Origin of the sequence: Chryseobacterium sp., from assembly GCF_008831505.1 — a bacterium.
In the GTDB taxonomy this organism is placed as follows: domain Bacteria; phylum Bacteroidota; class Bacteroidia; order Flavobacteriales; family Weeksellaceae; genus Marnyiella.
In genome coordinates, this window is sequence record NZ_CP044507.1 from 1,397,037 (window position 1) to 1,410,035 (window position 12,999).

The 12,999-nt window shown below is 45.0% G+C and carries 14 protein-coding genes; 6 read left to right on the forward strand and 8 right to left on the reverse strand.

Features of this window, described 5'->3' with window-relative positions:
- The first annotated feature begins 23 nt into the window (after window positions 1-23).
- Window positions 24-458, forward strand: a complete 435-nt coding sequence (locus F7R58_RS06550) for an NUDIX hydrolase (RefSeq protein ID WP_158064135.1) — start codon at window positions 24-26, stop codon at window positions 456-458.
- Here the strand turns inward: F7R58_RS06550 and F7R58_RS06555 are convergent.
- Window positions 440-1,141, reverse strand: a complete 702-nt coding sequence (locus F7R58_RS06555; RefSeq protein ID WP_158064136.1) for a DUF4294 domain-containing protein — start codon at window positions 1,139-1,141, stop codon at window positions 440-442. The two genes, F7R58_RS06550 and F7R58_RS06555, sit on opposite strands and share 19 nt — an antisense overlap.
- Before the next feature lie 53 nt (window positions 1,142-1,194).
- Here F7R58_RS06555 and F7R58_RS06560 point away from each other — a divergent pair, with 53 nt between their 5' ends.
- The 3 genes from F7R58_RS06560 (at window position 1,195) to F7R58_RS06570 (ending at window position 3,308) form a co-directional block, all read left to right on the forward strand.
- Window positions 1,195-2,277, forward strand: a complete 1,083-nt coding sequence (locus F7R58_RS06560; protein ID WP_158064137.1) for a M28 family peptidase — start codon at window positions 1,195-1,197, stop codon at window positions 2,275-2,277.
- A 6-nt stretch (window positions 2,278-2,283) separates the two neighbouring features.
- On the forward strand, window positions 2,284-2,934 hold the full coding sequence (rpe, locus tag F7R58_RS06565; RefSeq protein ID WP_158064138.1) for a ribulose-phosphate 3-epimerase: 651 nt from the start codon (window positions 2,284-2,286) through the stop codon (window positions 2,932-2,934).
- 74 nt (window positions 2,935-3,008) lie between these two features.
- A complete protein-coding gene (locus F7R58_RS06570; RefSeq protein WP_158064139.1) occupies window positions 3,009-3,308 on the forward strand; it encodes a hypothetical protein in 300 nt (99 codons plus the stop codon).
- Window positions 3,309-3,408: 100 nt separating this feature from the next.
- Here F7R58_RS06570 and F7R58_RS06575 read toward each other — a convergent pair whose 3' ends face one another.
- The 6 genes from F7R58_RS06575 to F7R58_RS06600 all read right to left on the reverse strand — a co-directional run bounded on the left by F7R58_RS06575 (window position 3,409) and on the right by F7R58_RS06600 (window position 8,106).
- Complete coding sequence (locus F7R58_RS06575) at window positions 3,409-3,825, reverse strand: nucleoside-diphosphate kinase (RefSeq protein WP_158064140.1); 417 nt, start codon at window positions 3,823-3,825, stop codon at window positions 3,409-3,411.
- 182 nt (window positions 3,826-4,007) lie between these two features.
- Window positions 4,008-4,940 (reverse strand): ribosome small subunit-dependent GTPase A, encoded by a 933-nt coding sequence (gene rsgA, locus F7R58_RS06580; protein ID WP_158064141.1) that lies wholly within the window; start codon window positions 4,938-4,940, stop codon window positions 4,008-4,010.
- A 9-nt stretch (window positions 4,941-4,949) separates the two neighbouring features.
- The gene (locus F7R58_RS06585) at window positions 4,950-6,029 is read right to left on the reverse strand and encodes a chorismate mutase (protein ID WP_158064142.1); all 1,080 of its coding nucleotides are present in this window, start codon (window positions 6,027-6,029) and stop codon (window positions 4,950-4,952) included.
- 20 nt (window positions 6,030-6,049) lie between these two features.
- Entirely contained in the window at window positions 6,050-6,568 is a 519-nt protein-coding gene (locus tag F7R58_RS06590) for a hypothetical protein (protein WP_158064143.1), read from the reverse strand.
- Between the two features lie 65 nt (window positions 6,569-6,633).
- Complete coding sequence (gene dnaX / locus F7R58_RS06595) at window positions 6,634-7,719, reverse strand: DNA polymerase III subunit gamma/tau (protein WP_158064144.1); 1,086 nt, start codon at window positions 7,717-7,719, stop codon at window positions 6,634-6,636.
- Window positions 7,720-7,869: 150 nt separating this feature from the next.
- Window positions 7,870-8,106 (reverse strand): YdcH family protein, encoded by a 237-nt coding sequence (locus F7R58_RS06600; protein ID WP_158064145.1) that lies wholly within the window; start codon window positions 8,104-8,106, stop codon window positions 7,870-7,872.
- A gap of 266 nt (window positions 8,107-8,372) precedes the next feature.
- Here F7R58_RS06600 and F7R58_RS06605 point away from each other — a divergent pair, with 266 nt between their 5' ends.
- Entirely contained in the window at window positions 8,373-10,631 is a 2,259-nt protein-coding gene (locus tag F7R58_RS06605; protein WP_158064146.1) for a cation:proton antiporter, read from the forward strand.
- 3 nt (window positions 10,632-10,634) lie between these two features.
- Window positions 10,635-11,078, forward strand: coding sequence for a phosphohydrolase (locus tag F7R58_RS06610; RefSeq protein WP_158064147.1), 444 nt, complete (start codon window positions 10,635-10,637; stop codon window positions 11,076-11,078).
- Between the two features lie 15 nt (window positions 11,079-11,093).
- Here the strand turns inward: F7R58_RS06610 and F7R58_RS06615 are convergent, their stop codons facing one another.
- Window positions 11,094-12,902 carry a TonB-dependent receptor plug domain-containing protein gene (locus tag F7R58_RS06615; protein WP_158064148.1) on the reverse strand — a complete coding sequence of 603 codons (1,809 nt, stop codon included), beginning with the start codon at window positions 12,900-12,902 and terminating at the stop codon, window positions 11,094-11,096.
- Between the last annotated feature and the right edge of the window lie 97 nt (window positions 12,903-12,999).

Sequence of the window (12,999 nt, forward strand, 5' to 3'; positions counted from 1 at the left end):
ATTTTTAATCCAAACTTCTATACATGATCAACAAAACCAACGTCCGCATCTATGCCTGTGCAGTTAAAGACCGAAGTGTACTTGTACTACATGAAGAGTACGCAGGCCAACACCTGATGAAGTTCCCCGGCGGCGGACTGGAGTATGGCGAAGGCGTTCTGGACTGCCTTCACCGCGAATTTGAAGAGGAACTGAATGCGAAGATCCGGATCATAGAACACTTATATACCCAGGAAAACTTTGAGGTTTCGCGGTTCCGCGACAATGAGCAGCTGCTTACCATCTACTACATCGTGGAGATAGTGGACGAAACTGACTTTCTTATTCTGGATCCCTGTATTGAAAAAGTGGAATGGTTGTCTATAGACTCGGAGAATATCTTCCCCCTGCCTATCGATAGGATTGCCTTTGAAAAGTTAAGGGAGAAAATGACCAGCAATCATTTTCTGACCTTATAATGTAGAGCACCGGGATAGGGCTGCAGGTAGCCGTAATTCCAGTTGGAATGCAGCAGTGACTCTATATACAAATCGGTACGGTTGCGGTAAGGGTCATAAGGCTCCTTTATATCAACTTCGGCAATATTGCCCTTCACATTCCACCAGAAGGCGCTCCAACCCCCGCGAAGTTCCTTAATAATCTCAAAAACCGTTTTTCCCGTGCCACGGTGCATCAGCTTCGCAAAAACACGACCTTCAGTGGTTGTCAGATCGCGCAGCTGCTTTTCGTACTGGTTTGCAAGATTCGACTGGCGTTCCCGGATATATTTCTTCTGTGAGTTCCGGTCCATGTTCGCGATATCACTCTGGATTCCATTGTACTGCGCAAGTGCTGTAACAAAAAGAGGATAGACGCGGGCCAGTTTCTTATTCAGGAAAAAGTAATAATTACGGTCCAGTTGATTGTTAAATCCGGGCCCCTTTCTCAGGACCAGTTCATCCATGATCACCACAGTTTCGCCGTTGATTTCATAAATTTTAGCCTTCTGCTTTTCATCATAGAAGTATTTCTGTCCGAATTCATCTACCTTAAGCTGATCCTGGGGATATTCACTTAAAGGCTTTACCATAACCGTATCCTGCGCCTTCACCGATACGGTAACAAAGAGAAGAAAGACCAAAAGGGTCTGATATATTTTCATTATTTTTACTGTCTCAAAAATCCACAAACTAACGCAAATTTTATTCCCTTTCAATGAATTTCAGCAAGAAATCTCTTAAGTTTTTAGAATCTTACCTAAACCAATCATCCCCAACGGGTTACGAACATGACGGGCAAAAAATATGGATGGACTACATAAAGCCTTATGTTGATAAAATTGATTTTGACCATTACGGAACCTGCTATGGCATCGTAAATCCTGAAGCTCCCTTCAAAGTTGTGATTGAAGCCCATGCCGATGAAATTTCCTGGTACGTTAATTATATCACTGACGACGGACTTATCTATGTAATCCGCAACGGCGGGTCGGACCAGATGATTGCCCCCTCCAAAGTGGTACACATTCACGGTGAAAAGGGAATAGTGAAAGGGGTTTTCGGATGGCCGGCTATTCACACTAGAGGTATCAGCTCAGATGAGCCGGTTCCAAAACTTGAAAATATATTCATTGACTGTGGTGCTACTTCGAAAAAAGAAGTGGAAGAACTCGGTGTTTTTGTAGGCTGTATGATTACCTATCCGGATGAATTCTTTGAGCTTAATGACCGCTATTTCGTTTGCCGTGCCCTGGACAACAGGATTGGCGGCTTTATGATCGCGGAAGTTGCTCGCATGCTGAAGGAAAACGGAAACAAGTTGCCCTTCGGTCTTTACATCACCAATTCAGTACAGGAAGAAGTGGGACTGTACGGCGCACATATGATTGCGGAAACACTGAAGCCCAACATCGCCATTGTAACAGATGTGACGCACGACACCACCACGCCGATGATTGAGAAGAAGAAGGAAGGTGACCAAAAATGTGGTGACGGACCGGTGGTATTTTATGCGCCAAGTGTTCACCACAACATCCGCCAACTTATTGTGGATACCGCCAAACTGAAGGAAATACCGTTCCAGCGTGCCGCTGCCAGCCGTGCAACAGGAACCGATACCGACGCCTTTGCCCATTCTAACGGTGGTGTACCGTCGGCTTTGATTTCTTTACCGCTGCGCTATATGCATACCACGGTAGAGATGGTATCTAAAGAAGATGTAGCCAATGTGATACAGCTCATCTACGAAACCTTACTCCGCATAGAACCTGAAATGAACCTGAAATATCACGCTAAGTAAAATAAAATGAAAAACAAGATGATTGCCCCTTCCCTGCTGTCCGCAGATTTCGGAAATCTGGAAAGGGATATTAATATGCTGAACAATTCCCAGGCAGACTGGCTGCATATCGATATTATGGACGGCCGCTTTGTACCCAATATCTCCTTTGGTTTCCCGGTGATGAAGACGGTGCAGCAGCATGCAAAAAAGTTTGTGGATGTACACCTGATGATTGTTGAGCCGGAAAAATATGTTGAAGAATTCATTACACACGGCGCCGACCTGGTTTCAGTACATTATGAAGCATGCGTGCATTTGCACCGTACCATCAGACTTATCCAGGACAGCGGTGCCAAGGCGGGCGTAGTGCTGAATCCCTCAACACCCGTTCTGATGCTGGAAGATATTATCTCTGAAGTGGACCTGGTATTGCTGATGAGTGTGAATCCAGGATTCGGCGGTCAGAAATTCATAGAAAACACCTACAAGAAAATTTCTGAAACCAAAGACCTTATTCTTAACAACAATTCCACAGCTCTTATTCAGGTAGACGGCGGTGTAAACCTGGACAATGCATCCAGACTGTTTGACGCTGGTGCCGATGTGCTTGTGGCCGGTAACGCTGTTTTCAGCAGTGAAAACCCTGAAAAAACGATAGAACTTCTGAAGATTTAGGACATCCTGTCAATGTAATGTTTTACACTGTAACTTAAACATTTGAACAAGCGTATAATCTATAAACAGGTCTTATGTTTGCTAAATTCATTGAAAGTTACTCCTTCTTCAAAATCGTTCTTTCACCATTAATTGCCGGAACTGTTTTGGGATTCGCGCTGTACCAATACCTGGACCAAGGCCAGACTGGAGCTGTAGTCTTTGGAATCTGTATCATTTTAGGCTTGATTGGAGGTATCATCTGGGCCATACAGATCAGCGGTAAATATGGCGCGCACCATTTTATCTCGCGCACTGAGGCAAGCGAAGATATAAGCGAGGCCGTAAGAGCAGACTCGGAAAAGAGCGAAACTGAAGACACAGACAAGCAATAAAGCAGATTAATTTTTCAGCATTTTGCCTGAATTTTATTGTCAAAAAAAAGCCGTACTGTTGATGGAGAACAGTACGGCTTTTTATTTACCAATTATTTACTTAGAATATTTCTCTGCCTGAAAAATGGAACTGAGCTTCAATAAGTGCATTTTCATCAGAATCTGAACCATGTACCGCGTTCTCGCCTACACTTCTTGCGAACATTTTTCTGATGGTACCTTCTGCAGCATCAGCAGGGTTGGTAGCACCAATAAGCGTTCTGAAATCTTCAACCGCATTATCCTTCTCCAAAACCGCAGCAACAATAGGACCTGAACTCATAAATTCCACAAGTTCTCCGTAAAAAGGACGCTCGCTGTGAACTTCGTAAAATTTCTTAGCATCACTCAGAGTAAGCTGAGTAAGCTTCAATGCTTTTATTTTGAATCCGGCTTCAGCAATTTTTCCTAAAATTGCGCCTATGTGCCCGTCTGCAACTGCATCTGGCTTGATCATCGTAAATGTGATTCCTGACATATATCTATATATTTATTTTCGAGTGCAAATTTACGCTTTTAATTAATTCCTGAGAAGAAAAGTTTATTTAAACGTTTTTCAACTTTTGGCACGCGACTTGCTTACTAAAATCAGATTCTCATGTTTAATTTGAGTTTTCATGGTTATTAGTTTTTACCCAGCTTCGGCTGGGTTTTTTTGTGCTAAAAACCTTCCTGCTCCAGCGCATCTGCTTCCTCCATGAGTTTGAGATAGGTGGAATACCTGGTTTCTTCGATTTCACCAGTCTCAAGGCCTGCTAAAACCGCACATTTTGGTTCATTGATGTGCAGACAGTTATAGAACTTGCATTCATCCGACTTCCGGAAGATATCCGGAAAATAGTGCTGCACCTCCTCCTTAAGTACATCAATCATAGCGAACTCCCGTACACCGGGCGTATCGATTACGCTTCCGCCAAAATCCCAAAAATGCATCTGTGCGAAAGTGGTCGTATGTTTACCTTTCAGATGAGTTTCGGAAATTTCCGAGGTTTTAAGGTTCAAACCGGGCTGAAAAGCATTGACTAAAGTAGACTTTCCGGCACCTGAATGTCCGAAGAATACCGAAACCCTGTCTTTAAGCCTCTGCTGCAGCAAATCCAGATTCAGTTTGGTATAAGAGGACACCTGAAGCGTTTCGTAGCCAATATTGTGGTACATCTCTTCAATGTTCCGGATTATTTCCGCTTCATCTTCGTTCAGGGTATCCATCTTACTCATCAGGATGAGTGGCTCAATATTATACGCTTCGCAGCAAGCCAGGAAACGGTCCAGAAAACCCAGGGATGTCTCCGGAAACTTTAGCGTATAGATAAAACAGGCAATATCAATATTGGATGCAATGATATGTGCTTCTTTTGAAAGGTTTACAGACTTCCGGATCAGGTAATTGCGGCGGGTTTCAATTTTTGTGATCCAGGCTACACTGTCCTTTTCCAGCTGAAACTCCACATGGTCCCCCACGGCCAAAGGATTCGTTAATCGTGTTTTTATGAGTTTAAACTTACCTCTGATCCGCGCCTCGTACACCTGCCTGGTGTCATGCTCCATCACCTGATACCAGCTGCCGGTGGATTTTATCACAAGTCCTTTCATACAATGCGTTTATTTGCTTTTCATGATGTCATTCTGCACCACTACAGACTGCTCATGAATGGTCTTGAATATGCGTTCGATAAATTCCTGCGACATTCCCGTTTCTTCAGCTTTCCTTTTAGCGTATTCTGTAACGGCTTTCCAGCGGTCAGGCTGAAAAACGGTCAGGTTATTGTCACTCTTCAGCATTCCGATTTTTTCAGAAAGTTTCATCCGTTGCGAAAGTAGATCAATGACCTGATAATCTACGTCAGAAATAAGGGTGCGGTACCTTTCAAGTTCCTCGTCAAAACCCGCACACTCCTCATTCCTGACAATAAGTCCTTTCAACAGCGCGGCGAGGGTTTCCGGTGTAATCTGTTGCCTCGCGTCGCTCCAGGCTTCGTCCGGATTGCAGTGAGTCTCGATCATCACGCCCTGATATCCCAAATTCAGGGCTTCCTGAGCTACTGACGACAGTCCGGTACGGTTACCGCAAATGTGGGAGGGATCGATTATCAGCGGAATATTGGGCAACTGGTTTTTAAAATCAAGCGCAATCTGCCAGTTGGGAATATTGCGGTAGTTTGTTTTCCTGTACGTGGAGAATCCGCGGTGTATAGCCCCAAGATGTTGGATACCGGCACCGGCAAGGCGCTCCAGCGCGCCAACCCATAGAGCCAGGTCGGGATTTACGGGATTCTTAACCAGCACGATCCGGTCTGTACCTTTCAAAGCATCGGCAATTTCCTGCACAGCAAAAGGATTTACAGTGGTGCGTGCGCCAATCCAAAGAATATCTACATCCGCATTTACGGCTGCCTGTACATGATGCATATTGGCCACCTCGGTTGCAGTCTTGTAGCCGAATTCTTCCTTTACTTTCCTCAGCCAGCCCAAGCCAATGGTTCCCACGCCTTCAAAGCCGTTAGGTTTGGTACGCGGTTTCCAGATACCGGCACGAAATACAGAGACCGAAGCCCCGGATTCTTTCATCCGGCCGGCAGTTTCCAGCATTTGGGTCTCACTCTCGGCGCTGCAGGGCCCTGCGATGATTAGCGGATGATTGAACTGTGAAATCCAGTCGTTATTTATATCGGTTAACTGCATGGGTTTGTAAAATGGGGTTATCAACTAAGGTCAAGTTTAAAGAGGTCATCAAGTTCTTTCAGTACCGGGTTAATCTGTACATACTTTTCGAAGAGACTGCGTTTGGTCACGATTTCTTTCTTCAGGTTTACCGCATCCATCTTATATTCCACACGGAATGTATAATTGTGTACTTTGTGCCGAAAGTGGTTCAGGAAATCATGGGATACTTTATCAAATTCAGATTTGGCAGTATCTGAAGGATAGAAGATGCGGATCAGGTCTTCGTCCTCCTTATGGACTTTAAAACCGCTGATGGCATTGTAAATGACAATATCTTTTTGCTGAATCTGATTCAGGAAGGCTTTCCATTCAGTCTGCAGATCGGTTTCCGTAAAGTGGCTGTTGGGAAGTTCTTCCTTATCTGCCTGAATCACCGTATCTTTCTCCTCCTCTTCCTCAACGGTAAGCTTGCGCGCAATGCTGAACCGCGAGGGCGTAGCCGGTTTGGACTTCACTACAGGAGTTACCGCCTTTTGAACGACCGCTGCTTCCGGCACAGCCGGTATCTCTTTTGGTTTTTCAGACGCGGGAGGCGGAAGCTGCTCAAGCCGGGGGGCTAAAATCAGGAATTTTTTTTTTTGACGGAATTATTTGCTGCGGTTAGGCTGGCAAGCTGCATCAAAGCAATCTCCACCATCAGCCTGGGATTCTTCGAATTTTTATAGTTAATATCTGCATGGTTACAGATTTCAATGCCGTCAATAAGCTGCTGCGGCGTCCATTTCTGGCTCTGGGCGCCGAAACGTTCCTTCGTCTTCTCGCCTACTTCAATAAGTGAAAGCGTAACAGGATTCTGCGCCATCATAAGATCGCGGAAATGGCTGCCCAATCCGGCGATGAAAAGATGCGGGTCAAATCCCTTTTTTACAATTTCGTTAAAGGCGGTGAGAATCTCAGGAATCTTATTTTCGTGCGCAAGGTCGGCAACAGTAAGATACTGGTCATAATCCAGGATATTAAGGACTTCAGCCGCTTTCTGGAGCGTAATATTTTTCTGGGTAAAGGTGGAGAGCCTGTCAAAGATGGATAATGCATCACGCAGGGCACCATCGGCTTTTTGCGCTACCAGGTAAAGTGCGTCGTCATCATACCGGATGTTTTCAGCTTCAGCAATCTTGCGAAGGTGCTGCTGGATATCCTCAATGGTTATCCTTTTGAAATCATAAATCTGACATCTGGATAGAATCGTCGGTATGATTTTATGCTTCTCTGTGGTAGCCAGAATAAAGATCGCGTGCGCGGGCGGTTCCTCCAGGGTTTTTAGGAAGGCGTTAAAAGCGGCAGACGAAAGCATATGCACCTCGTCTATGATATACACCTTGTAGGTACCAACCTGTGGTGCGAAACGTACCTGGTCTATCAGCTCGCGAATATCATCTACCGAATTATTGGAAGCGGCATCAAGTTCATGGATATTGTAGGTAAAGCCATCTTCCGAAGTGGCACCATCTCTTTCGTTGATCTTGCGGGCCAGAATCCTGGCGCAAGTGGTCTTGCCCACCCCACGCGGACCGCAGAAAAGCAGTGCCTGGGCAAGCTGGTTTTCTTCTATGGCATGCTCCAGTGTGTCCGTAATATGCGTCTGCCCAACAACAGTATCAAACTCCTGCGGACGGTATTTTCGGGCTGAAACAACGAAGTTTTCCATGGGGTCAAAAATAAGCGAAATAATGTGAAATACAAAACCCCTGGTAAAAAAGCGGTTGCTGGGAATTTCATGGTACGAATGCTCCGCATAAGTATAGTCATAAAAAAAGCGGCCTATGAAAGCCGCCTGAAATAATTGTAATCCGGAAAATCAATTGGTGTGCAGATAAGAATAAATATCATCCTTCAGATACAGTCTTCTCTTGCGAAGTTCAGTCAGGTGTTCATCTGTAGTGTGATTTACTTCGCCGTCTTCATAATGCTGAATAAGGGCATTCACCTCCTCATAGTTGACGTACATTTTACGGAATGTATCGTCATTTGTTTTCAGCTCTGCGATTTTCTGCACATACTCAGGAAACTCGTTAATAAGAATGTGGTTTTCCATGGTGTAAACTATTTGTGGATTATTACAGACTAAAGTTAAACACTTTTTAGGCGTCAGTCAATATGAAACATATCATCAGGAAAAAATAGCTGAATTTTGGGAGGACTCCGTAAAGTGCAGACTTCATGTACCGGATAACTGGTGAACCGCACTTCAACCCGAAAGCGGCGGACTTTAATGAAGTACTATAATGCAATTTTGGTGAATTAATCCTTTGAAAAACTTAAGCATTTTCTTACTTTTGGGAAAATACACATTTACGCCAAATGGGACACCTACCGAAACTGATAGAGGATTTAGCATTGATATTGATAGTGGCAGCTTTTGTCGTTATTATTTTCAGGAAAATCAAGCAGCCTCTTGTACTGGGATATATCATTGCTGGTTTCCTGGTGAGCCCAAACCTGAACATTTTTCCGTCCGTGGTGGACAGTGCCAATATTAAAACCCTGGCGGAGATCGGGGTGATATTCCTCCTGTTCAGTCTCGGACTGGAATTCAGTTTCAAGAAACTGATGAACGTGGGAGGCTCGGCCTCAGTGACAGCCTTTGTGGAGATTATTTTCATAACCATAGCCGGTTACTATACGGGGCGCTGGCTGGGCTGGAGCATCATGGACAGTATGTTTCTGGGTGGTATGCTGGCCAGCTCGTCTACCACCATCATTATCAGGGCATTCGATGAGCTTGGAGTGAAGACCAGGAACTTCGCAAAGACGGTCTTTGGTGTTCTGGTGGTAGAAGATATCGTGGTGATCCTGCTTATGGTACTTCTCTCCACCATTGCGGTGACAAAAGAATTTGAAGGCACACAGATCCTGTTTACTGTTGTTAAATTGCTGTTCTTTCTCATTTTATGGTTTCTGTTGGGCATCTTCCTGGTGCCTACCCTGCTCAAGAAAATAAAACCTTTGGTTGATGATGAAATCCTGCTTATCCTTTCCATCGGTCTCTGTCTGGGCATGGTGCTTATCGCGGTGAACGTTGGTTTCTCGGCAGAGCTTGGCGCTTTTGTTATGGGATCCATCATCGCTGAAACTACCGTGGCTGAAAAAGTGGAGCATACGTTGAAATCTGTAAAAGATCTTTTTGCAGCCGTGTTCTTTGTCTCGGTAGGTATGATGATAGACTATGAAGCCATGATCACCTATGCCTGGCCCATCTTCATCGTAACCATATTGACCATAGTGGGTAAACTTTTCAGTTCTGCGTTAGGTGCGCTGATCTCCGGACAGCCACTGAAACAGTCTATTCAGGTCGGGATGAGTATGGCGCAGATCGGTGAATTTGCCTTTATTGTGGCTACGCTTGGACTCTCACTGGGTGTAATATCGGATTTCCTCTTTCCGGTGGCGGTGGGTGTTTCGGCCATCACTACGTTCACTACACCTTATCTTATCAAACTCTCGGAACCGTTTTATAGCTGGCTGGTACGCGTGGTTCCGCCCAAATATATTGAGAAAATCAACCGCTATTCCTCCAACACGCAGAACATACAGGCCGAAAACAGCTGGAAGACGATACTTACAAACTATGTTCGGATTATCGTGATCAACGGAATCATCATCATGGCCATTTATCTGCTTTTTGCAAACTTTATCATTCCCGCCATCAACGATAACCTGGAAAGCAACAGTCTGAAAAACATCATTGGCAATGCCTTACCGGTGCTTTTCATCCTTCCCTTCCTATGGGCGCTGATGGTAAAACGGCCAAATTCCGTGGCTTACCGCGAACTGTGGACCAAGACCAAATACAGCCGCGGTCCGCTGCTGATTATAGAAATTATCCGTTTTTCAATCGGTATCGGAATCTTAGGCTTTTTTCTGGACCGGTTCGCCTCCACAACGATCTCTTTCTTCATCACCATTCCGGTGGCAATCGTGCTGATGGTCATCTTCTCCAACAGGCTCAACAAGTTTTACAGCCGTATCGAGAGCAGGTTTATCACCAACCTCAACGACCGTGCTGAAATGGGCGATGCGCAGGCGGTAACCACCCTTGCAGGCACTTCCAATATTAAAGAAAGCCTGGCAGCCTGGGATGTACATATCATTGAACTGGAAGTAAAACCACTGGCGGAATATATTGGAAAGAGTCTGGTAGACCTTCAGTGGCGGGAGAAATACGGCATTAACATCGGATATATACGCCGCGGCGGCAAACTTATCCATACGCCGGACCGCTATCAGGTGCTGATGCCTTATGACAAGGTTGGCATCATTGCGACCGATGACCAGTTCCAGATCTTTAAAGAAGTATTTGACAGTCAGGAAGTCATAGAAGAGGAAAATATTGACCATATTAAACTCGGCAAGATCCTCATCAATCATCATTCACCTAAAAAAGGACTTACCATACAGGAATCGGGCATACGGGATAAAACGGACGGACTTGTGATCGCCATCCGGCGGGGAGATGAGCGCATCCTGAATCCTGAATCATCTGAAATCCTGCAGCTGGACGATATTGTTTGGGTGGTAGGTAACCGTAAGAAAATTGAAAAACTGAATGTGGAAATCTAAGTGATGACGAAAGAAGAACTTCTGAATAAGGCGGTCAGGATTGCCACCAAAGCCCACCGTAACCAAACCGATAAATTCGGTGCACCCTATGTGGGCCATGTTATGCGGGTGATGGATTACGGTAAGACCTATGATGAAAAAATTGTAGGAGTCCTGCATGATACCATAGAAGACTGTCCGGAAATTACGCTGGATTACCTTTTGCAGGAAGGCTTTCCCAATCACATCGTTTTCGCAGTTGAATGTCTGACGAAAAATCCGCCGGATCAGGATTACACCGAATTCATAAAACAAACTGAAAAGTCACACTTGGCAGTGGCGGTAAAGCTCAACGATCTGCGGGACAATATGGACCTGCGGCGGTTCACCAGACCAATGACGGACAAAGATATGAAGAGGCTCAACAAATACCTGAAAGCCTACCTTTACCTAAAGGAAAAATACTGAATCTTTGAAAGCTGCTTATAAACCAATGCGGTAGTTAAACCCCAGCTGAAACCACCGTCCGGGCATAGGCACACCAAAGGTCTCCGTATACTTAGTGGAAGTAAGGTTGTTGATGGCCAGGAATAAATGTAAATCACTATAACGGTATTTCAGCTTGAGATCTATTAACTGGTAGCTTCCCGTAGAAACCCGCTCATTATACCGGTATACCCATTGTGCTGTGATTCCCTTCAGCAACCTGTTTTCCATTTTAGCTACCAGTTGATGCTTTAGGTTTTCCATCACATAGCGTGATAACAGATTTGCCGGTTGTTCTGCCCTGCTGTTCAGAAAAGTGTACCCCAACGACCAGGACTGAATAAATGATTTAAGTTGCTGCCGCAACTCAAGTTCCATACCTTCCGTATAGATGCTTCCAATATTTTCGGCACGCCAGAGTTCGTTTTCGCCGGCTTTAATCCAGTCAATTGAATTGTCTGAATCCCGCAAAAATCCGCTGATTTTAAGGTCCACACCTTTCCGGTGATACCGGTATCCAATTTCCGCCGAAACCGCCTCTTCAGGTTGCAGAGATGGGTTGCCTGATTCTGTTTTACTCAGGTAATAAAGGTCTGTAAAGGTAGGGATGCGGCTTACTCTGGACACGTTTCCGTATATTTTATGGTTTGGGTCCAGGTCAAATCCCACATCAATGCCCGGATAATAAAAATTTCCTTCGCGGTCATAAGCAGACCATGAAATTCCGGGTGAAACATCCAGCCTGTCATTAAAAAAAGAAAAATGATGCTCCAGAAAAAGTTGGGTAATAAAACGTTCCCGGTGGCCAAGGTTATTGCTGGCCAGAAATTCCTTACGGATTTCAGCGCCAACACCTGTTGTTCCTAATACCGAAAATAAGGTAGTGTTAATCTCGCCGCCAATATTATTGCCGATGTGAATATTGCGGTACACTTCAGGCTTTCCGCGTACATATTCGTAAATGTCCTGCCCTCGGCGCCAGTAAATATTGGAGTTCAGGGTCCAGCGGTCCCATTTCCTGTCGGCACTTAAGCTTACAACAGAGGCCTGGGTTTCTTCATACTGGTCTTTAGCTGCGGCAGTGGCGTAAAAACCGTTGGCGCCGAATTTCTTTTCCTGGATCCCGGCCTGAAAGCGCATATTTACATTTGCCGCACGAAATTGATTCTGATAAAAAATATTATTGATCGAATAATCAGTGTTGTACCTGTAGCCTTCGGAAACGGAAGAATTAATCTGGACGAAATGGCCCACCTGCTCTGAATTCAGATGAGCGCCCAGGCCCAGTGAATAAGCGGCGAAATCGCCGCCGCTGGCAGAGACGGTAGCCGCATCCTCTGCAGCAGGTTTTGTGACGATGTTAATTACTCCTGCATACGCATTCTGGCCGAACCTTCTGGCGGCGGGACCTTTAATGACTTCTATTCTTTCTACAGATGCCAGATCAAAAGGAACACTCATGGAGTTATGCCCCGTTTGGGAATCGTTCATCCGCACACCATTTACGAGGATCAATACCTGTTCAAAGCTGCTGCCACGCAGTGAAATATCTGCCTGCACACCGTTACCGCCTCTCCTTCTGATATCGAAACCTGTGATTTGAGCCAGAACTTCTTCCACACTTGTAGCTGGAGAACTGCGTATTTCTTCTCTGTTAATTACAGTAATGTTCTCACTCACCTTTGTAACCGGCAGATCCAGGAACTTGCCGTGGATGAAAACTTCACTTATTTCAGATTCTCCGGTTTGGGCTGAAATCTGGCTTATCATACCGAGGCACAGAAATCCAAAATATTTTAACCTCATTTTACACCTGCATTTATAATATAGTGACAGATTCCGCATCTTTACCTGCGGAACAGCCCTGAATTGGAAGCGGCAAAGATAAATAAAGTTGGGTGAT